Source organism: Pseudohongiella sp. SYSU M77423 (assembly GCF_029911965.1).
Lineage (GTDB): Bacteria > Pseudomonadota > Gammaproteobacteria > Pseudomonadales > Pseudohongiellaceae > Pseudohongiella.
The window spans coordinates 418,452-438,051 of sequence record NZ_JARYTH010000001.1 but is presented as its reverse complement, the minus strand read 5'-3'; the positions used below and the strand labels follow the sequence as shown (position 1 = coordinate 438,051).

18 protein-coding genes are annotated in these 19,600 nt (G+C 55.3%); 16 read left to right on the top strand and 2 right to left on the bottom strand.

What is annotated here, in order from left to right; all coding sequences use genetic code 11:
- Positions 1 to 81 precede the first annotated feature (81 nt).
- From QGM61_RS01900 to QGM61_RS01825, 16 genes are all read left to right on the top strand, one after another.
- On the top strand, positions 82 to 1,503 hold the full coding sequence (locus QGM61_RS01900; RefSeq protein WP_281131678.1) for a tetratricopeptide repeat-containing sulfotransferase family protein: 1,422 nt from the start codon (positions 82 to 84) through the stop codon (positions 1,501 to 1,503).
- 46 nt (positions 1,504 to 1,549) lie between these two features.
- Entirely contained in the window at positions 1,550 to 2,221 is a 672-nt protein-coding gene (locus QGM61_RS01895; RefSeq protein ID WP_281131677.1) for a putative 2OG-Fe(II) oxygenase, read from the top strand.
- Between the two features lie 189 nt (positions 2,222 to 2,410).
- Positions 2,411 to 3,190 carry a type II secretion system protein gene (locus QGM61_RS01890; RefSeq protein WP_281131676.1) on the top strand — a complete coding sequence of 260 codons (780 nt, stop codon included), beginning with the start codon at positions 2,411 to 2,413 and terminating at the stop codon, positions 3,188 to 3,190.
- A 19-nt stretch (positions 3,191 to 3,209) separates the two neighbouring features.
- Positions 3,210 to 4,037 (top strand): prepilin-type N-terminal cleavage/methylation domain-containing protein, encoded by an 828-nt coding sequence (locus tag QGM61_RS01885; RefSeq protein WP_281131675.1) that lies wholly within the window; start codon positions 3,210 to 3,212, stop codon positions 4,035 to 4,037.
- Positions 4,034 to 4,537 (top strand): hypothetical protein, encoded by a 504-nt coding sequence (locus QGM61_RS01880; protein ID WP_281131674.1) that lies wholly within the window; start codon positions 4,034 to 4,036, stop codon positions 4,535 to 4,537. The genes QGM61_RS01885 and QGM61_RS01880 overlap by 4 nt, the downstream gene beginning before the upstream one ends.
- Positions 4,534 to 5,871, top strand: coding sequence for a hypothetical protein (locus QGM61_RS01875; RefSeq protein WP_281131673.1), 1,338 nt, complete (start codon positions 4,534 to 4,536; stop codon positions 5,869 to 5,871). Before QGM61_RS01880 ends, QGM61_RS01875 begins: the two co-directional genes overlap by 4 nt.
- Positions 5,861 to 6,385 carry a hypothetical protein gene (locus QGM61_RS01870; RefSeq protein ID WP_281131672.1) on the top strand — a complete coding sequence of 175 codons (525 nt, stop codon included), beginning with the start codon at positions 5,861 to 5,863 and terminating at the stop codon, positions 6,383 to 6,385. The genes QGM61_RS01875 and QGM61_RS01870 overlap by 11 nt, the downstream gene beginning before the upstream one ends.
- 128 nt (positions 6,386 to 6,513) lie before the next feature.
- Positions 6,514 to 7,131, top strand: a complete 618-nt coding sequence (locus tag QGM61_RS01865; RefSeq protein ID WP_281131671.1) for a hypothetical protein — start codon at positions 6,514 to 6,516, stop codon at positions 7,129 to 7,131.
- Positions 7,128 to 7,928 carry a hypothetical protein gene (locus tag QGM61_RS01860; RefSeq protein WP_281131670.1) on the top strand — a complete coding sequence of 267 codons (801 nt, stop codon included), beginning with the start codon at positions 7,128 to 7,130 and terminating at the stop codon, positions 7,926 to 7,928. Before QGM61_RS01865 ends, QGM61_RS01860 begins: the two co-directional genes overlap by 4 nt.
- 22 nt (positions 7,929 to 7,950) lie before the next feature.
- The gene (gene mshL, locus QGM61_RS01855; RefSeq protein ID WP_281131669.1) at positions 7,951 to 9,720 is read left to right on the top strand and encodes a pilus (MSHA type) biogenesis protein MshL; all 1,770 of its coding nucleotides are present in this window, start codon (positions 7,951 to 7,953) and stop codon (positions 9,718 to 9,720) included.
- A gap of 16 nt (positions 9,721 to 9,736) precedes the next feature.
- The gene (locus QGM61_RS01850; RefSeq protein ID WP_281131668.1) at positions 9,737 to 11,443 is read left to right on the top strand and encodes a GspE/PulE family protein; all 1,707 of its coding nucleotides are present in this window, start codon (positions 9,737 to 9,739) and stop codon (positions 11,441 to 11,443) included.
- The gene (locus QGM61_RS01845; protein WP_281131667.1) at positions 11,440 to 12,684 is read left to right on the top strand and encodes a type II secretion system F family protein; all 1,245 of its coding nucleotides are present in this window, start codon (positions 11,440 to 11,442) and stop codon (positions 12,682 to 12,684) included. Before QGM61_RS01850 ends, QGM61_RS01845 begins: the two co-directional genes overlap by 4 nt.
- 5 nt (positions 12,685 to 12,689) lie before the next feature.
- The gene (locus tag QGM61_RS01840) at positions 12,690 to 14,708 is read left to right on the top strand and encodes a prepilin-type N-terminal cleavage/methylation domain-containing protein (RefSeq protein ID WP_281131666.1); all 2,019 of its coding nucleotides are present in this window, start codon (positions 12,690 to 12,692) and stop codon (positions 14,706 to 14,708) included.
- Positions 14,705 to 15,937 carry a type II secretion system protein gene (locus QGM61_RS01835; protein WP_281131665.1) on the top strand — a complete coding sequence of 411 codons (1,233 nt, stop codon included), beginning with the start codon at positions 14,705 to 14,707 and terminating at the stop codon, positions 15,935 to 15,937. Before QGM61_RS01840 ends, QGM61_RS01835 begins: the two co-directional genes overlap by 4 nt.
- Complete coding sequence (locus QGM61_RS01830; protein WP_281131664.1) at positions 15,934 to 17,112, top strand: type II secretion system protein; 1,179 nt, start codon at positions 15,934 to 15,936, stop codon at positions 17,110 to 17,112. The genes QGM61_RS01835 and QGM61_RS01830 overlap by 4 nt, the downstream gene beginning before the upstream one ends.
- Positions 17,105 to 17,800 carry a type II secretion system protein gene (locus tag QGM61_RS01825; protein WP_281131663.1) on the top strand — a complete coding sequence of 232 codons (696 nt, stop codon included), beginning with the start codon at positions 17,105 to 17,107 and terminating at the stop codon, positions 17,798 to 17,800. Before QGM61_RS01830 ends, QGM61_RS01825 begins: the two co-directional genes overlap by 8 nt.
- A 15-nt stretch (positions 17,801 to 17,815) precedes the next feature.
- Here QGM61_RS01825 and QGM61_RS01820 read toward each other — a convergent pair whose 3' ends face one another.
- Both QGM61_RS01820 and QGM61_RS01815 read right to left on the bottom strand, forming a co-directional pair.
- Positions 17,816 to 18,922, bottom strand: coding sequence for a helix-turn-helix domain-containing protein (locus tag QGM61_RS01820; RefSeq protein WP_281131662.1), 1,107 nt, complete (start codon positions 18,920 to 18,922; stop codon positions 17,816 to 17,818).
- A 144-nt stretch (positions 18,923 to 19,066) separates the two neighbouring features.
- Positions 19,067 to 19,543: a hypothetical protein gene (locus QGM61_RS01815; protein ID WP_281131661.1), complete on the bottom strand. Its 477-nt coding sequence runs from the start codon at positions 19,541 to 19,543 to the stop codon at positions 19,067 to 19,069.
- Positions 19,544 to 19,600 lie beyond the last annotated feature (57 nt).

The following is a 19,600-nucleotide window of genomic DNA, read 5'->3' as shown; positions in this document are numbered from 1 at the left end:
GTGCAGTTGCCTCAGCAAGGCGCCTCACAGGCATGGACGCCTGCCTGCTCCCGGGCTGCACGCTCGCGGAACTGGCCACTCATGCAACAGATTGCGACTGCCTGGACTCGCGCCGAACCTGATTCGGTACAGGCCTGGCAGTCGCTTTCGCATGCCTGCTTTGAGCAGAAACTTTTCACCGAGTCGCTGGACGCCTTCGATGTTGTCCTATCGCTTGACCCGGAAAACTTCCGGCAACATGTCAGTGCGGCACGGATTGCAACAGCCGCAGAGCGTTTTGAACGGGCCCAGCGTCACCTGACGACGGCCGATCGCCTGCAGCCGGGCGCCAGTGAGGTGCAGTTGGCATCGTGCCGTCTTAACTACCTGACCGGCAAGCTGCAACAGGCAGAGCAGGATTGCCGGCAGGCACTGGCTGCCAGCCCGACGCTGGTGCCGGCCTACGTCACTCTCGGGCAACTGTGTCAGGGGCGCCTGCGACGCGAAGAAGTGGCAGCCATTCAGCGGCTGCTTGCGCAGACCTGGCTGCATCCGGAGTATCGTGCAGCGCTGCTGTTTACCTTGGGCGAGGCATTGGACCACGCTGGCGAATATGGAGCTGCGTTCTCTGCCTGGCAACAGGCAAATCGCGTCAACATGCAGTTGAGTCAGCAGGAAGGGATTGCCTATCAGCGCACCGCACAGGAACAGGAGCTGGACATACTCATATCCCTGTTCCCGCATGGCAGTGTCAACCCAGTCAGTCACAGAAAGGCTGCAGGCACGGAGTCACCGCAACCGATATTTGTGCTGGGTATGCCGCGCTCAGGCACCACGCTGGTTGAATCCATACTGGCTTCCCATTCGACAGTACATGGTGGCGGCGAACTGCCGACGTTGCCCGAGATACACGATGAATTAATTACCATGGCGCGTCGCATTGGCATCGAAGAGACGCGCAGCGTCATGCAGCGAAAACTGGCGCGCTGGCGCGAGGCCTATCTGGCTGCATTGCCAACACCGGCTGGTGATGACGCGGGAGAGAAACCAAGGTGGGTTGTCGACAAGCAACCGTTGAACTTCCGCTCCATTGGCCTGATACGCCTGCTGTTTCCCGACTCTCCGATCATCGCCACCGAGCGTGATGCGCTGGAGATTGGCCTGTCGATATACCGTCACGATTTCTCGAAGAACTGGCCCTGCGCCCACCGACTTGAAGATATTGGCCATTACCTCGGACTGCACCGCCGATTGATGGCGCACTGGTACGCTCTGGCACCGAACCACATTCATCGACTTGAACATGCTGACATGATAAAAGATTCATCTGCAGAGATTCGAAGCCTGTTGGCGTTTGCCGGTTTGACTGAAGAACCGGCCTGCCATGAGCCGCATAAAACACAGCGTGCGGTGAGCACCTTCAGTGCTGTACAGGTCAGACAGCCAGTATCAGCGGCTTTCAGCGGACGCGCCAGGCATTATGTGTCCTACCTGGAACCTTTGAAAAAGAATCTTTCTGCATGATCGTGCCAATGTAAATCGTTAGTCCGGTATCCCCGCCAGGAGCACCATGGGTCAACTCATTCAAATGTTCAGCCACCCGGTTATCACAATTGATGACTTCCCGGAGCTGGACGCGATTGCCGACAAATTCTACGAAAAGGCCATGCAATTAAAAGCGGAGTATCCGGATGCCGGCCTGATCAGTGACGCCTGGCACAGTGGCCAGCGTGCAAAAAGCCCGCACGATATCGAACAGCACGGCTTTACATCCTTCTACAACGTCAACCTGGTCAATCGAGCCGACTTTGAATTCATGAACCGTGCCGCCATGGCCGTGTTTGGTGAATACATGCGGATAGTCGGCAAGCCTGAGGTGGGCATGCATTTGGGCAGTGCCTGGGCGTCCATCTATGGGCGCGGCCATTACATCCCCCAACACACCCACCCCATGGCACACCTGAGTATGGTTTTTTACGCGGCGGCGACTGAAGGCACCGGCCAGCTGATTTTCGAGAATCCGGCGCGCGGGCATTTCCAGCACTTCTACCCACCGGAAATCTGCTGGATGCCTTACCGTTTCAGTGTGCAGCCCAAAAAGGGGCTGTTTGTGGTGTTTCCCAGTTACCTGACGCACAACACCGAACCCCATCAGAGCAACGAGTATCGTGTGATTTACTCAGCCAATGTGCAGCTGGCTTTCAGCAAACCCACTGATGCTGATTTAAACGCCCACCGATGAAGAGCTCGTGATAGCAATTCCTCCCCGTAGCCTGTGATCTGCCACTTAAATCTGCGATCTTGAGACACAGGGTCAATATCTTGAGACCCCGGGTCAACCTGTCTCGCTTGACGCAATGCTAGGCTCCCTCCCAGAGAATCCGCCTTCGGCGGGTTCGTGCCGTACTGGTTTCACTGAGGGTTGCAGAACATGGACAAACAACAAAACGGTTTCACGTTGATTGAGATGTCAATCGTGCTCGTCATCATTGGTGTGATTATGGGGGCAGTCGCGATTGGAACCGGATTGCAGCGCGACGCCGAATACAAACGCATCAAGCAAACCTATCTGGATCCCTGGGTCCAGGCCTACAACTCGTATTACCAGCGAACCGGTGTGGTGGTTGGAGACAACCAGGTTGAACCGCGCCTGATGGTCAATGGTGAGCGCTATTCAGCCGCCGGCGGCGCGCCGATTTCTGGTGGCAACATGACCGCAATTACAGCCCCTAATGCTGTATGCAGAGGAGCTGCAGGGCAGAACATGGCGCGTGGTTTCACAGCTGGCACTGACGCCAGTATCCGCGATCTGATGCTGCAGGCCGGTGTGCGCATGCCAGCCGGGCGCGCTGTCGGCTCTGAGGACCGCTACGCCTACCTCGACTCAAATGGAAATCCCCAGGAGCTGCAGGTCTGCTTTCAATGGAACAATCCTGGCACAGCGTCGGGCTCAGGCAATGTTCTGGTTTTGACAGGCCTGACGCCAGATCTGGCGAGAGCACTGGATCAAATGATTGATGGTGTGGCGGATGCACAGGAGGGTGCTTTTCGCCAGGAAGGAATCGCCAATGGCACAGCCAATCAGGCCGGGGTGCAATGGGAGGGTAACAACCAGCAGAACATTACTCAGACTGGTGCCGCAACTGGTGGCAGCGCCTTGAATGAAGATCAGGTTCTGGTTGTGACGGCGCACTACAAGATGAACCAGTAAGTCATACGGAGAATAAAGAATGAAAGATCCAGTTAAATCTTATTCTGCGCAACGCGGGTTCACTCTTATTGAAATGGCTGTAGTGCTGGTAATTATTGGTGTTGTACTCAGTGCGGTTTCGGTCGGCAGAGACCTGCGCCGGGATGCTGAAATGCAAAGAATATTCAGCTCCTTCGCAGGTGCCTGGAAGCAGACTTACGACCAGTATTTTCAGCGAACTGGCGTTGTTCTGGGTGACAACCAGGTGGCTCCAACGTTCATGGTCAACGGACAGGAGGCACAGATCAATAATGCCGGTGGTGCCGTCGCAGGACTTCCGGAGAACTATACAAACACTGGTCTGCGAATCTGCCGTGGACAGGGCTATGCCAGTAATTCAGTGGGCGACGGCGACCCTCAGCTGTCAGGGCAGAATCTACATGAGCTGGTTCGTCGTGTGGGCATCAGCATGCCCAATGGTCGCGCTGTCGGTCAGGAGGACCGTTATCTGTACACAGACAGCAATGGCAATGCCGCAGAACTACAAATATGTTTCCAGTGGAACCCGCCGCAAACAAATAGTGGCGCTGGTAACGTGATGGTGATTCGAGGGCTGACGCCGGATCTCGCCCGAGCACTGGACAGAATGGTGGACGGCGTTCCAGACGCCATCGAAGGCCGCTTTCGGCAGCAGGATTCCTCACTGAATACTGGCGCCAATACGAGTCAGCAGCCAGGCCGGGAGTGGAGTGCCAACAATACATTTGCACAGGGTGGTGGTCAGCAGACAACAGCTGATGGTGAAGGTGACAATCAGGATGAAAACCGGGTGGTGTTGCTGACAGCACACTGGTTGATGGATCAATGACTCCGGCATCGGCAGTGCAGTCCAGAGTTCGCAAATACCGAATAATCTCGTACGGATTTATGCTGATTTCAGCGGTTCTGGTGGTGTGCTCGCTCGCTTATGCACTGGATGCGCGCGCAAGGCTTGCCACAGTGATGAATATGAACCAGGCACAAAGTCAGCGCGCAGACCTTTTGTCGCAGCTACGGCAGGCGCATGCCAAATGGCAGCAACACGCAGCGGAGCGTCAGCAGATGAATCACGACATAGAGTCGACCAGTGTCCTGACAGGAAACTGGCGTTCACGCTCCCTTCTCATTGAGCAGGCAAGCATGACGCGGGATCAGGTGCAGGCCTACCTGGCCTCTTTGCAGCATGCGGAGGGCTATCTGTTCATTCCGCGCCGTTTCGAGCTGAAGGTTCTGCAGGAAGGTGATGATCTCATGAGCTGGACTCAGGGTAGCACCAACCAGTTGGAACTTTCGTTGTCAGGTGATTACCTGATCCGGAGTGAACCATGAAATTAGTGGACTATGGCCAGATACGATTGGACCTGCAGAGCGGGCAATGGTTGATTGAAGATCAACAGGTCAAGCAGGTTGAGGATGAGTTCAGTACATCGGAACCGTGCCTGCTGATATCTGACTTCGGGGGCGCCCCGCAAGGTGTTGAAAAAGTAAAGAGCAACCGCAGGTACGCTGCAGCCATCCTGGAAAAAAGTCTGCGTGACCGGGGGGAAACTGAAGGGATCAGCCAGGTATTGTTGCTCGATACACACACGGATTCCGGGATCACGCAGGCCCTGTACCATGCGGTAAGCTCAGAGGACTATCTGGATTACAGAAAACGAACGCGCAACAGTCGAGATCACCTGATTATAGGCTCTCACCTGTCTCTATTGCTTGCACGGGCCCGCGCAGAAAAAGTAGGTAATGTCTGTGTGCTGTTCCAGCACCAGAACTGCCTGGATGTTCTCGTTCTGCTTAACGATCGCGCTGAGTTCTGCCAGCGCTTTACCGTCTCTGAAAGCAGTGCAGAAGCATGGCTCCGGACTATACAGTTTGTCTCAGAAGAGATCAAAGAGGTCGCGGAAAAGGTCAAGGCAGATCTTCAGTATGCGGTCTGGGCCGACTGGAATCCGATAGGGCCGAATGTATCAGACTCAATCTGCCAGTGGATCGAAAACAATACGTCGATGCAGGTAAGCAGGGATCCGGTTACTACACTTCATTTCGGCGATTTCGTACTGCAATCAGCGCTACCGGGATGGGGCAGACGCTTCCACAGCAAGCATACAGTATTCCCAATGCCCTCACTTGTATGGTACTGGTCGGAGCGCCTTTTGCCAGCCGCAGCTGTGGCATTGCTTGCTGCAGGTATTTCACTCGCAGCTGCGGGTTATCAGTGGCAACAACAGATCGATCTGATTGAGCTCAGCAACGAATCCATGATTTCAGACAGCGATGTAGCGGTGCTGCAGTCTGCGCGTCAGGCTATGCAGCAGGGCCTGCCCGCCATGCCGTCCAGTGATCTGCAACAACTCATTCAGACCTTAACCGATGCGAACTCACAAATGTCGCTGGCATCGGTGATTGCAGATGTTCAGTCCTCCATGCCTGATGAAGTAAGGCTGAGCAGTATCCGTCTGGACACAGTGCAGGCATACCCACAACTTGTTCTCGATGGGTGGATTGATACAACGCCTGCCAACGTCAACACCAGCCTGGAAAATTTTATCGAACAGCTCGGCGCCGCCGGTTACAGCGTCAGAGACAATGGTCTTTCTGCGTATCGGCAGAAGAATTATTTTCAGCTGATACTCGGTATGTCGAAGGGAGCAGCACATGAAGTTTAGTGCCGCGCTCGTATTGGCAATCTCCGCGCTGCTGATTTATGGGGCGCTGCAGGTATTCAGCGGACCTCAACAGGCAAGGTCCAGTCAGCCCGATTACTCGGAGCTGTCGGAAATCGTGCAACTGCGTGATGCGGTGTTTATACAGAGTCAGGCGGAGGCAACAGTAAGTGAGCTACGCGCCAATCTAAGGCTGCTTGATCAGTATTCACAAATCACGCCAGTTGAAATCGACAATCTGATAGCGGTGCGGCCGCCTCCTGTTGTCAGCCCACTAGCCGGATTACCGCGAGCTACTCAAGTCACGGCCGAGCGCGGACAAGAGGATCTGTTGGTAAAGCCGGAGTACAGGCTGTCCATGGTATTTGTCGGTCCCGGCAACCGGTTTGCGGTAGTGAACGGGATGTTTCGCGAAGAAGGGGATCGCATGCCTGAGGGGGGCATATTGCAGAGCATTGGGGAAGACCGTGTTGTGATTGAGAATTCTGGTGAAACTCTCGTTGTTCAAATGCAATGAGGGTAGAAACAGGAAGCGGGGAGTGAACGGTGTATCGGATTTTTTTGTGGACTGTACTGGTTGCTGGCGTTAGTGCGATTATTTTTATGCTGCTCCGTATGTTGGCGACACCAGAGCCAGTAGTCTGGATGCCGACATCAAACCAGATAGCGCCCAACGACATGTTTGAGGAGCGAACCGAAGCAGTTCCGCCTCAGCGTGCTGCTGACACCCAGCTCAGCGGGCAGCGATCGCAGTTACCTTTATCAACAGAAAATGCTGCGGGCCCCGAAACTGCACAGCGTTACGTCCCACCTGATGCCGACAGCAACACTAACGAAGTTGACATGACGCCTGCTTCAGGCAGTCGTGCCACAGATGCGCAATCGGCGTCCGCCATAGAGACCGGGCGAGAAAGGGCAGAAATGCTCAGGGCTGTGCAGAGCAATCTTAATGAAATGCTGATGAGCAGGCAGCAGATAGATGTGAATGATCTTGACAGCATTCTTGGTCGCCTTGAGTCGCTTCAGGGCCCTGATGGTACCGTCGGTGGATTACGTGTCAGCGCTTTGCGCGAGAATCTGAATGCCGCCAACGAGATGATGAGACTTGTTGAACGCATCAATACCGCTGCGCAGGCAGGTGCGGATCAACAGACCATGCAGTCATACGTGGACCAATTGCAGGCCCTGCAACAGAGGATGCAGGCAGGCAGCCAGGGACTGGTCGTCCCCGGCGCAAACCTGCCGCAGGGAGCCGGGCAATGACAGAAGCCCCAGCGGACATCAGCTGTCTTCGCGGTTTCAGCGCTCTTGAGATTGCGCTGGTTCTGCTGGTAGTGGGTTTGCTGCTGGCCGGTGGCCTGGGAGCCTTGCGTGCCGGAGCCAATGCCATAGAAATATCCACAGCCGAGGCGTTTCAGGAGCAGGTCGCCAGCCAGTTGATTGAATTCGCTCGTGCCAACCATCGCCTGCCGTGCCCGGACAGCAATGTCGATGGACTGGAAGATGATTGCAGCAGTTCAACGATTCGGACTGGCGGCGTGCCGTATTACAGCCTGGGCATGGAACCGGGCAGCACTATCGCCAATACCTCTACTGGCATCGAAAACCTGATGTACGGTGTTTACAGAAACAGTACGGCGGGCAGCGCAGGCAATGGTGGAGCTGATCTGTCGATTCTGGATGAGCGAACTGGTGATGCACAGGGAGATGCTGGATACAGAAATCGTGAAGATTTCCGGCAGGCATTAAGAAACGCAGGCAGTGAACTGGTTGATAACGGTGTTACGGCATCCGAGATATATGTGACGGGTGATGGGCAGACTTCCGGTGATGAAAACTGCCAAACGAATCAGGTGGCCAATATGGCATTTGTCCTGATCAGCAGTGGCGCCACCGATATGGACGGCAGCGGTGGGCGCTTTGATGGTTTGAATGATGCCTGGCGCAAAGATGGCAGCGGTGCACTTTGTGCCAGTTCACCCAATAAGCGCAAGAACGCAGGCTACGACGATAAGGTCCTGGCATACAACTTCGACGCCCTGCTGGGCGAACTGAACTAGAACAAACGGGAACTGATGGCTAATGCAAGATCACAATAACATGGTACGCAATTCGTTCAACCCGAAGGCATTTCGGGGTTTGATGCTGGTGTGTTCGGCTACCTTGCTGATTGGGTGCAACAGTGCATCTATTGACTCGCAGCCGGGCGATGAGCCCATCGGTTCGCTGGAGTCAGCGGAGGACATACACGCAAGAATTCGCGCCGAATCCAGTCGACTGCTGGCCATGCAGGAGCGCATTCGCAGTGAGCTGGCGAACGAAACCCCACGTGAAGAACCGGTGGCTGAGGTAGTGGCAGAAATCGACCCACTGGATGATGTTCTGGTCACCATCGATGTTCATAATGAGGATGTTCAAAACGTTCTGCGAGCATTGTCGGAGCAGGCAGGTATGAATCTTCTGCTGGATCCGGAACTGGCAAATCTGAACCGTCGCATCAGCATGAGTTTACGTCAGGTGCCTGCCAGTCTGGTGCTGGATCGCGTCATGCAATTACTGGATCTGAATGGCGAGGTTCAGCGCAATGTGCTGGTTGTCAGGCCGTTTGAGGAGGTCGTGTTCAACCTGGATTTTCTGCAGGATGTAACCAGCATGGATTTCAATATGGGGGGCGATGTGTTTGGCGCCAACAGTACCATGTCGGGCGCCAGTGGTGGTGGCGGAAGTGGCGGCGGAGAGAGTGCCATGACTGGCAATATCGCACTGACAGGCATCAACGCGGAAGGTATGGATCCTTATCAGCAGCTCGATGAAATGCTGCAGGGAATCATCGGTCGACGCGAACGTGGTGGCCGCGAAGGTCCCACTTTGCCCGGTATCAGTCAGTTTCCGGCCACCAGTTCCACGTCAATTGATGAGCTGGAACGCGAAAGCCTGGCGGCAAACCCTGTGTACTCCTTAAATCGAATGACAGGAACACTGTTTATTCGGGCGCGACCCTCCCAGGTTAGTGTGGTTAGAAAACTCATTGATCAGTACCGGGATGTTCTGCAGCGGCAGGTGCTGATCGAAGCACAGATTCTTGATGTGTCTCTGAGTGACCAGTTCGAGTTTGGCATTGACTGGGGGCTGTTGCGCGATGGTGTTGCCGCTGGTTATGGAGGCGGAACCTATACGGCAGACTCGATTACCACACAGCTTCCCGATTCAGTTGAGCAGGCGCGCTCCATTACGATTCCGGGGTTGCAGGCCGGCGGTGAGGGACGGCTTGGTCTGATGTATGGAAGTATGTCCTTTAGTGCGGCGCTGAATATTCTGGATAACTTCGGTAGTGTGCGCGTGCTTTCCAACCCAAGCATCAGGGCACGCAACAGTCGTCCGGCATTCATAAGTGTCGGGCGCAACAGCCGCTATATTGCCGAATCAACCGCTGTCACCAATTCTGTTGGGGGTGGTGATTCGGTGACGAGTACCAGCGTCACAACCAGCTCTGTCTTTAACGGCATCATGCTCGGTGTGCAGCCGTTTATCAGCGACGATGGTGAAATCAGCCTTTCCATCCATCCCATGCAGAGTGAGGTTCAGGAAGAGAGCCTGCAACTGATCGAAGTGGGCGGTGACAGCCGGGTATCACTGCCAATTATTGATTTTAAGGGTATGACAACCTCACTGAGCATGAACAGCGGCGACACAGTCATTCTGGGCGGGCTCATTGACGAAGTAGGTGGTAGTTCCGGCAGCGGCATCCCGGTATTACGTGAGTTGCGGGGAGTCGGAGGTCTGTTTGGCAGGCAGGGACACACCAGCCGCGTGCGCGAGCTGGTGATTGTTCTGCGCGTGACAATAATCTGAGTGCCCTGAAGACGTTATGAGTATGAACGAGGCATTGGATATACAGGAAAATCTCAGTGAACCGCAGCGCATGCGGCTCGGGGCATATTTTCTCATGGCTGGGCTGGTCAGTCCCGATCAGCTGGAGATGGCACTTCAAAAGCAGAAAATAAGTGATGAAAGGCTTGGCGAACTGCTGCTACGGCTGGGTCTTGTCTCAGAGTTTGACCTGGCGCGCATGCTTGCCCGTCAGGCAGAGATACCTTTTAAAGATATAGATGAGCTGGAGAATCCGGCTCCCGCAGTGCTGCGACGATTCAATCAGCAGTTGTGTCTCAACAAGGCGTTTCTTCCGATAAGCATTAGCGATGACATGATGCTGGTAGCGATAGGCAATGCGGATCAGCAGGACGTCGAACAGACGGTACGCGGTCGCACCGGGATGCGGTGTCAGATTGTGCAGTGTGAATTCAGCAAGCTTTTGCAGGCGATTCGTCAGTACTACTACTTCGCAGATCATCCCGTGTCGGATCTGCTGCAACTGGAGATTCGACGCCTGGCGCGGGACACGGAGCAGGTACTGCTGGCCGATAAATTGATCGATCACATTCTACACCTCGCAGTAAAGCAGAGCACCTCCGATATTCACATCCAGCCGGAGGAGCGCAGCATTCACATTTCGTTCCGCATTGATGGCGTTCTGCATCCTATTGTTGCCTTGCCGTCTTCGCTGCGCCGCTTGATCACGACGATAAAAATGCAGGCGAGCATGGATATCTCCGACAGTCTGCGCCCACAGGATGGCAGTTTCTCGGTGAACATTCTGGAGACTGCTTACGATGTGCGTGTCTCCAGCGTAGTTACCGAATACGGGGAGAATCTGGTGATGCGCCTGCTGCCCAGTGGCATGCAGGTCAAGGGTCTGAATCAGCTCGGCTTTTATGACAGTGACCTGGAACTGGTCAACCAACTGTTTGCCAGTCCCCACGGCATCCTGTTGATGACAGGACCCACCGGCTCAGGCAAAAGTACAACGCTGCATGCCGGGTTGCGCGGCATAGGCATGCAGGGCAAAAACATTGTTACTGTTGAAGATCCGATCGAATACAAGCTGCCGGTCATTCGCCAGACAGAAGTCAACCGCAAGGCGGGTTATCAGTTTGATACCGCGATTCGCCACTTTCTCAGACACGACCCGGACGTCATGCTGGTAGGTGAGATTCGCGATGCTGAAACTGCAAAAGCAGCCATCACTGCTGCGGAAACCGGTCACCTGGTGCTCTCCACATTGCATGTCAATAACTTCCTTGGAGTTGTTCCCCGCCTGCAGGCGCTGGGGGTCGGTGCGGACATGATCGCGAACAGCCTGATTGGTGTCATCAACCAGCGACTGGCCAGACGAATTTGTTCGACCTGTAAAGAGTCCTATGTTCCTGATCAGAAAGAGCGCAGTGTGTTCGGCAATCAGAACGTAGATCAACTGTATCGTGGCAAAGGCTGTGAGCACTGTCTGGATACAGGCTTTTCCGGCCGCGTTGCAATTTATGAGGTGGTGCGTATATCGGAAACCATGGCGCAGCACATTGCTGCGGGTGTCATGCGTGCGGAGCTTGCCAGTCTGTTGCGACAGGAAGGGGCTATCAGCATCGTACAGGTGGGCCTGCGACGAGTACTGGAGGGCGACACAACACTGGACGAACTGACACGACTGCTGGGCAGCACACTGTTGAGGGATGCCACATGAAATGCTTTTACTTCCACAGACTGGTTGCCGGCGGGAAACTGGAAAGCGGTTTCGAAAAGCTGTCGTTTACTCAGGCAGAGTCGGCACGATACTACCTGGAGCAGCAGAAGGATTGTGTGATTGTCCGGCTATGGATGCTGCCGGGCTGGGTCGGTAGTTTTTATGACATGTTCAAGCGCGTGTTTCGGTCGCCAATGTCGATGGATGAGATGGCCGACTTTTTCCACAATCTTGCGGTCATGCAGCGCAGTGGTATCCCGATGTTTGAGGCGATGGAAGAGCTGTCGGGTGATGAAAGTTCGGCCTCCGCGCGCAAGCTGGCATTGCATATTCTGGATAGCCTGCGCTCTGGTGCCTCGCTTAGCAGCAGTCTGCAGCGGCATTCGGACACCGTGCCGCATACCGTGCTGCATCTGGTCAGTATTGGCGAAAGCTCCGGCACACTAGATCGCACGCTCATGGATGCAGCCGACCACCTCAGGCGCGTTGGCAAAATATCACAGGACGCGAAGCGGGCGATGATTTACCCGCTGTTTGTTTTTCTCAGCATCCTGGCAGCAACACTGTTCTGGATCGTTTATGTGATACCCGGCCTTTCTGACCTGTTTCGGCAGATGGGCGTTGACATGCCGCCACTGACGACCGCACTGCTGGCGTTCTCCGACATGATCGCGGCCAATCTGACCTGGATATTGCTGGCAGCGGCCATCAGCTCCTATGTGGCCTATGTTCTGGTCCGTAACTGGCAGCCGGCAAGGCTGTGGTTTCACAGTTTATTACTACGACTTCCTGTGTCCAGGGTATTGGTTCGTTCCTCGTCCATGGCCTTTATTACTGAATACCTGAGCTTGCTGGTGGGGGCGGGCATATCAATTCTTAACAGTGTGAAAGTACTGGAAGACGCGACCAGCAATGAAGTCTATCGCCGTGCTTTGCAGCAGGTCAGGGTGGGTATGATGCGTGGCAACAGCCTGAGCCACGAAATGCGTCAGACAGGCCGGTTTCCGGGCTTTGCAGTACGCATGATCAGCGTGGGTGAACAGACAGGGGGGCTGGATGTGCAGCTGCGATATCTGGCCGACGATTACCGAAGGCGCTTTGATCACGTTGTAGCGTCGATAGCCGAGATCGTAAAACCCGTTGTCATGCTGCTGGCGGGTGGTCTGTTTGTGATCATGATCATGGCGCTGTTCCTGCCCATCTACGAATTGATCAGACACATGAGCAACCAGGGCTTTTGATGGATATGCGCATCAACACATGCAATCGTCAACGCGGCTTCTCACTGCTTGAACTGTCAGTGGTTCTGGTTCTGCTGGCCGGGGCTGCTCTGCTTCTGGTGCAGGGCAGGAGCAGTGGCCCGGATGTGTCCAGCACCGATACCTTGCTGGCGTCGGCAGATGAGCAGCTGATTTACTTTCTGGCGATTCACAGCCGATTACCATGTCCGGATTTCGACGGGGACGGGCGTGAGGATTGTGGTGGCAGCGCGAGCAGCAAAGGCACTCTGCCATACAGGACGCTGGGAATGCGTAGCAGTGCATTCAGCCTGCAGGATCTCCCTTTGCGCTACAGTGTCTACCGCCGCAACACTGGTGGGTCAGCGACCACACTGAATGCCACGGATGCCGACCTGACCGCGCGCCGCAATCGTTTTGAGCCCGTCATGGCCAATGGCGAGCTGGTGAGCGTGCAGCAGGTTGGTGCCCCGGATTTTTGTCAGGCCCTGGCGACCGCTCATGATTCATCGTTCAGTGCCAGCTTTACATATACGGCCAGCGCGGATTCGAGCAGAAACGTTGCCTATGCCCTCGCCGCACCCGGCCGCCAGAACAGTGATGGTCAAAACGGGCTGTTTGATGGCAGGAACGGAGTCAATGGCGCCGGCTTCGAAATGCCGAATGCGGCTGCCACCTCGCAATATGATGACCGCGTTCTGGCGCGCGATTTTGATGAACTGTATACCCTGCTGAATTGTGGTCCGCTGATACAGACCATGAACCTGCTGGCCAATGGTCACCAGGCTGAAGTTGAGGTTGCGGATACGCTCGCCTCGAATCAGGAATCCACCGCCATCGGCGCCGCGCTAAACGGCATTGGGCTGGCGCTCAACGCGGTTGACCTGGTGCAATCCGGGTTTGGGGTGATTACCGCCACAACCCAGATTACCGCTGCTGCCAGCCTGCTTTCCGGCGCCATCAGTGGCTGTTTCGCACTGGTCGGGTGTGCGCTCATTCCGGTCTACGCCGCCTCTCTGGCTTCAGCGATAGCCGGACTGGCCAGTGCGGTTGTGGCTGTGGCATCCGCAGCTATCGCCACGGCGGGCCAGCTGACCACCACTGGCCTGTACGTTGCCGCAGCCATCTCGGCGGGCATCGCCACGGCAAGCTATGACCAGCTGGACTATGACGAAACCATAGGCCAGGTGGAAGATCAGTTGAGTGAGGCACGTAACGACCGTGGCGAAATTGTGGCGGCGCGCGACAATGCCAAGAGTCGCAGAGATCCCGCTTTGCAGAAATACCAGGCAAGTCGGGATAAGGTATTCGACTATATCGAATCTTCCAAAGCGCCAGGTGACACTTCAGATGCAGCTGTCAGCCAACGTATATCCGCAGCGTTGACTGCTACCGATGAAGTGCAGGAAGCCCGCAATAACCTGGAACTTCTGCGCCAGGAAGAAGAAACCAAAAAGACAGAGTGTGAATATCGAGATGAAGACACTGCCGCAGAAGATTTTCCCGCCTGCACACAACTGGACAACCTGGCTGATCAGGTAGCCGAAGCTGAAACCCAGGTTGGCCAGAAAAATCTGCAAAGGACACTGGCCGTGGCCGAAGCTGTTGCGGCTGCCAATTCCCATCCGGTGTATATCTCAGACGGTGCCGATGGGCCGGTTTATCAGAGCTGTGATGCTGTACCGGGCTGTACTCTTGGGGAGGACATCTGGCTGCAGGAAGGGCTCGATGAAAACGGCAATGAAATCGCCTCGGGCATGATTGGCGACTACGACTCCTTTCTGTTCGCCGACATCGAATATCAGAATGAAGTCGAACGGCTCGAGCAGCATGATGACATGATTGTAGCGCTTGAAGATTCAGAACAGACTTTGCGGTGTATGTCTCAGGAACTGGGGTACGACCCGAATACCGGTCAGTGTGTGGATCCGGACGACAATCCAGACGCCGTCACCATAGTGCTCGTGCAGGGAGGGGAGGCCGTCATTGAGGCTGTGAGTGCGCGAAGTCTGATGGGGGCACAATGAAAGTGCAGTACTTGCAGCGCCATCGTGGTTACAGTCTGCTTGAGCTGGCGATTGTCATCAGCATCATAGGTGTTTCCGCGTTTATGTTCATATCGCTGGTTGCGCCCGGCGATCCAGGCGGTCAGATAAACAGCGGCGCATCCACAGCGGGAAGCACGGACCGGCGGCTGCTGGCCGCAGAAAGTCTCGCCAGTGGCCAGTCACAGCTGATGGGGTTTCTGCGGGCCCGAAATCGTCTTCCGTGTCCGGACACAACCGGAGATGGCCAGGAAAACTGTGACGCCACAGAGAACACGACAGGTCGCCCTCAACAGGTAGGCGTGTTGCCCTACCGGAGCATGGGGCTGGCTCAGCCGCTCATGAACAGCGACCAGCAGGCTATTGTATACGCCGTATACCGACGCCCTCATGCAACTGCAGCGCGGGATATGGATCTGGCAGTGCTGCGTAACCGCAAGGAACCAGATTTGCCAGACAACACCGTGACAGGCATCAGCAACGCGGTCGACTTCTGCTGGGCTGTTCGAAATGCTGCGCTTGCATCCAATAGTGCAGACTATGTACACACCCATGTTGAAAACCCTTTAAGTCAGGCCTTTGTGCTGGTTGATCCTGGCAGTGCTGATGCCGATGCATCAGGCAGTGTCACCGATGGTCCCAACAGCCCATCACACAGCAGTCAGGCATGGGGGTTCGAGCGTCCCGCTGCGCAGCTGACAGAAACTTACGATGATGTGGTATTGAGTGTCGGGTTCGGACAGCTGGCAGCACGGGTCGGTTGTCCCATGATTCTGGGTGCTGTCAGCAGTGCGGCGAGAGCGGCTGTTGCAGCAGATGACGTGGCTTCATTGACGGACTTTTTTGCCGATTTTCGCGCTTATGCACTGACAGTCGCTGAGCAGGATATCACCATGGCCGATGTCAGCCTGGGCTTTGCAGTCACCGGTGGGCTGTTGACTGCCGTTGACTCGGGTGTGGCCATTGCCCAGGGCATCAATAGTGGGGGGACGGCCGCCGCGGCCGCCGCAGCCGGCATTGCTGTGTCGGTTGCCTTGCAGGTCGAGTCACTGGTGTCAGCCGGCGAAGGGGTTGGCAGTGCCCGGGAAGCGCGTGATGATTCCGCCAGTCTGCGCGACTCGGCAGTCAGCGCCCGGCAACAAACACGAAACTATGCTGACACCTTGCTGCAGACAGCCATAGATACCGAGCGGGAGGCAAGACTGCGATGAAGATCTTGAGACAGCAGGGGTATTCATTGCTGGAGCTGGCAGTAGTCATCGTGGTTGCCGGTGTGCTGCTGACAGCCGGCGCCGGTCTATACGTGCAAAGAGCAGAGCAGGCCCGCGATGTCAGTCATCAGGCACTGGTGGCCGTTGCCGACGATGCCATTGCCGGGTTCCTGTTTGCCAGAGCCCGTATGCCCTGCCCGGCGACGGGCGATAATGGCATTGAAAACTGCCAGGCAGTTATTGGCCAGTTGCCCTATCGATCATTGGGGCTGGCAGAGCCACTCCTGAACACAGCAGGTCAAGCACTGACCTATGCGGTTTACAACCAGCCAAGTGTCACAAATACCCAGGACGCTGCGCTTACGCTTCTGAAAGATCGACTTCAACCATTTTTTGCTGACGCGACTCCGGCCGTTGCCAGCGCGCAGGAGCTCGGTTATCAGAATGGCCTGGATTTTTGTCAGGCACTGGTAATCGCAGCGAGTAAGCCGCCGTCAAGTGCTCATCTCAATGTTGGGCAAAGTGATGATAACTACATCAATGTGGCCTATGTGCTGATTAACCCGGGTGCGCGAGACAGTGACGGTGATGGACAGCTGCTGGATGGCGTAAACAGCGCCATGAGTGATGACAGTCCTCGCGCGGCGTACCCGGATCAGCCCGCTGATGCGAATTATGACGACCAGGTACATGCAGTCTACTTTAGCCAGTTGAATCAAAAGCTCGGCTGCGTTAACGCAATGACGCCCGGAGCAGCACACGCCAATGCCTTGAGTGCGGCTGCGGTGATGCAGCAGGCAATGATCGAGTACCGCGAACAGCTGGAACTTATAGCATTTCTTGCCGGCGCTGATATTGCGGCAGCAACGGCGGATACGCTCAAGTCGGTAGTCGATACGGCTGTCACGGTAGCGGAGTCAGCCACGTCTGTCGCGTCTGCCATCAACAGCGGAGGTGGTTTGTCAGGCGCCCTGGTGGCGGCAGGCCTGGCAACCGGGCTGGCGGTAGTCTCACTGACAGCCACCACCGCTGGACTGGCATTTGCCATCGCAACCGCAGCCATCAGTGACCAGAACGTGAACAATTTTCAGGCGCAGGAGCAGGCTTTGTCGGCGATACGCATACAGATAGACAGCAACCTGAGGGCTGCCGATCAAGCAGGACTTTATGAATAAAAATCACTTGTCATGTAAATCTCAACGTGGGTTCAGCCTGATCGAAATTTCAGTTGTGCTGGTTGTTATCGGTCTGATCATTGGCGCGGTTTCGATTGGCAAGGATCTGCAGCGCAATGCCACTTACCAGAAAATGAATGCGGTGTTTATCCAGGGCTGGCAGAGCGCATATCAGAACTACTATAACCGCACGGGTCTCATCATCGGTGACGACAGTGCCGCTCCTACCTCTCAGGTCAATCAGGGTGGCGCAGCCCTGTGTGGTGACGATCTGGTATCAGAGATGCAGCAGGCAGGTGTCTCCACACCCACCGGGCGAGCGGTGGGTCGAGAAACCGAATACGCCTATCTGGACAGTAACGGAAATCCGCAGCAGGTGGAGATCTGTTTTCGTAACGTCAACTGGGCGATACCTGACGGGACGGGCACCTTTGTCCAAAGGCGGCGCAATACCATGACCCTGACCGGACTGACACCAGACCTGGCGCGCTATGTGGATGCCCAGATAGATGGCCGCTCCGATGCGCGGTTTGGACAATTCAGGGAACAGTCGCAGGCCGCAGCGACGACAACAACAACTGCACAGGCGTGGAGTCGGGATAATCGCTCTGAGTTTTCAGGCGCCGTCAGTAATCTGGATGAGTCCCAGATTGCGGTTTTGCAGGCCTACTATCTGATGAGTCCGTAAACTAATGTTGCGCCGCTACAGCAACTGCTGCGTAAGCCACTGCTCGTAGAGCCTGTCGCCTATCTCAACGTCCTGATCAATGTTTGAGCCCGCTCCATCAGACAGTGAATGACAACCTCGCGCTTCACCCGGCGTCACACCAAACACGCGGCGGAAGATCCTCGTAAATGTGCTGGGTTCGTGAAACCCCCAGAACCCTGCAATCTGAGCGATGCTCAAATGGCGCAATTTGGTGTCCATCAGCGCTGCCAGTACTTTTTTGAGTCGCTGCTGCTGAATGTAATTTTGGACACCTCCCAGCGGGCCACAAAGTCTGTACAAGGTAGCGCGTGACATGCAGCAGGCATGGGCGATTTTGTCAGGACCAAGATCGGGATGGTCCAGATGTTGATTGATGTAGCGTTTGACGGCCATCAGGCTGGCGACGCTGGAGACACTTGAGCGATGTCTGTATTCATTGCGCACAGCAGGGTTTTGGTCCAGCGTAGCGACCAGCAGATCCAGTGTCGGCTGAGTCATGGCCTGGGCCTGTGCGACCGTCAGCCCGGGCGCCTGCTCGTGCAGTGAGGCCAGATAGGTTCGCAAAATGGTGGCAGACGGATCGTCGGCCTTCAGCAGCATGCCATGCAAGGCATCAGGGTCCGTGACCAAAGGTTCCAATAAATTGCGCGGGATCCACAACGTAAAATTTTGTAAATCTTCTGTGTGGGTGAGCAAGGAGCGAGTTGCATCGGTGATATAGATGTCGCCAGGTTTGAACCGTGTCAGTCCCCGGCTATCTGTTGTGTACTCACCGCTTCCACGGACATAGAACTGCACAAGAAAGTGATCCACACCATTGCGTGCGGCATCCAGTGGCGATCGGCGCCACGATGAGCTGACAGTGTTACACACAGACGTGACGATAGAGCCGTAGTTGTAGCTTTCGAGTTCAGCAAAAAAAGGCTTTTTTTCAGGCGCTTGCAGTGGGTTGGTGTCAAAAATGAAGCCAGCGCTATCACGCCAGGCAAGCACACTCAACTTGCTGTCATCAAGCTTTGCTGTGGTAAAAAACGAGCGCTCAATGCAACGTTGTGTGTCGTCTTCAGCAGCAGAGATGTCAGGGTTTTTCTCAAAAGCCATAACAGGATTTTTGCGTATCGCTTATTTTTATCAGTGATTTCTTATTTTAACGCGAGCATTGGAAAAACTTGGCCCCGATGCTAATCCATCGAGGGCCATGCTGCAAATTATTTGGTCCGCCCGGGTCGAAGTTATTGTGTCAGTTCACGGCGCCAGACTGGAGCGTGCCTGAGTTCCCCACTTGCCCTGAGCGTCACGCGTCACAATGTAAAGCGACTCGTAAGTGCCAATCGGTTCATTGCTGGCGTTGTAGCGCTGAAACACCGTATTGATATGTACCTTGCCTGACGAAACCAGCACCGGTTCACGGCTCAGCCAGGCAGAATGATCCCAGCCCGTTGCGGTCAGTCGTTCGAAGGTAGGCTGCTGCGCAAACTCTTCGGCGCTCTGCCAGACAGTCACGGTGCCACTGGCAAATCGCACATGCGGATAGTTCAGTGTTGCCGCCCAGGCCTGCATGTCACGCGCGTTAAAGGTCCGCATAAAATCATCCAGCGCCGCCATGGCGCCCGCGACGGCTTCGGTATTCTCGTCAGCGCTGGTGGTCTGGGCCGATGCGAATCCCGCAGAAAACATCAGGCAGCAAAGCAGGGCAAACGTTTTTATTGTCAGTTTATTCATGATTATGTATTGGCTCCCGTTGAGTGGTCCTTTGGCGATACAAACCGATGGCAATGT

Coding starts and splice junctions, on each gene's coding strand:
- QGM61_RS01865 (WP_281131671.1), top strand. CDS start 6,514: ATGCCGACATCAAACCAGATAGCGCCCAACGACATGTTTGAGGAGCGA.
- mshL (WP_281131669.1), top strand. CDS start 7,951: ATGCAAGATCACAATAACATGGTACGCAATTCGTTCAACCCGAAGGCA.
- QGM61_RS01875 (WP_281131673.1), top strand. CDS start 4,534: ATGAAATTAGTGGACTATGGCCAGATACGATTGGACCTGCAGAGCGGG.
- QGM61_RS01870 (WP_281131672.1), top strand. CDS start 5,861: ATGAAGTTTAGTGCCGCGCTCGTATTGGCAATCTCCGCGCTGCTGATT.
- QGM61_RS01845 (WP_281131667.1), top strand. CDS start 11,440: ATGAAATGCTTTTACTTCCACAGACTGGTTGCCGGCGGGAAACTGGAA.
- QGM61_RS01850 (WP_281131668.1), top strand. CDS start 9,737: ATGAGTATGAACGAGGCATTGGATATACAGGAAAATCTCAGTGAACCG.
- QGM61_RS01840 (WP_281131666.1), top strand. CDS start 12,690: ATGCGCATCAACACATGCAATCGTCAACGCGGCTTCTCACTGCTTGAA.
- QGM61_RS01895 (WP_281131677.1), top strand. CDS start 1,550: ATGGGTCAACTCATTCAAATGTTCAGCCACCCGGTTATCACAATTGAT.
- QGM61_RS01890 (WP_281131676.1), top strand. CDS start 2,411: ATGGACAAACAACAAAACGGTTTCACGTTGATTGAGATGTCAATCGTG.
- QGM61_RS01900 (WP_281131678.1), top strand. CDS start 82: ATGCAACAGATTGCGACTGCCTGGACTCGCGCCGAACCTGATTCGGTA.
- QGM61_RS01825 (WP_281131663.1), top strand. CDS start 17,105: ATGAATAAAAATCACTTGTCATGTAAATCTCAACGTGGGTTCAGCCTG.
- QGM61_RS01835 (WP_281131665.1), top strand. CDS start 14,705: ATGAAAGTGCAGTACTTGCAGCGCCATCGTGGTTACAGTCTGCTTGAG.
- QGM61_RS01815 (WP_281131661.1), bottom strand. CDS start 19,543: ATGAATAAACTGACAATAAAAACGTTTGCCCTGCTTTGCTGCCTGATG.
- QGM61_RS01830 (WP_281131664.1), top strand. CDS start 15,934: ATGAAGATCTTGAGACAGCAGGGGTATTCATTGCTGGAGCTGGCAGTA.
- QGM61_RS01860 (WP_281131670.1), top strand. CDS start 7,128: ATGACAGAAGCCCCAGCGGACATCAGCTGTCTTCGCGGTTTCAGCGCT.
- QGM61_RS01820 (WP_281131662.1), bottom strand. CDS start 18,922: ATGGCTTTTGAGAAAAACCCTGACATCTCTGCTGCTGAAGACGACACA.
- QGM61_RS01880 (WP_281131674.1), top strand. CDS start 4,034: ATGACTCCGGCATCGGCAGTGCAGTCCAGAGTTCGCAAATACCGAATA.
- QGM61_RS01885 (WP_281131675.1), top strand. CDS start 3,210: ATGAAAGATCCAGTTAAATCTTATTCTGCGCAACGCGGGTTCACTCTT.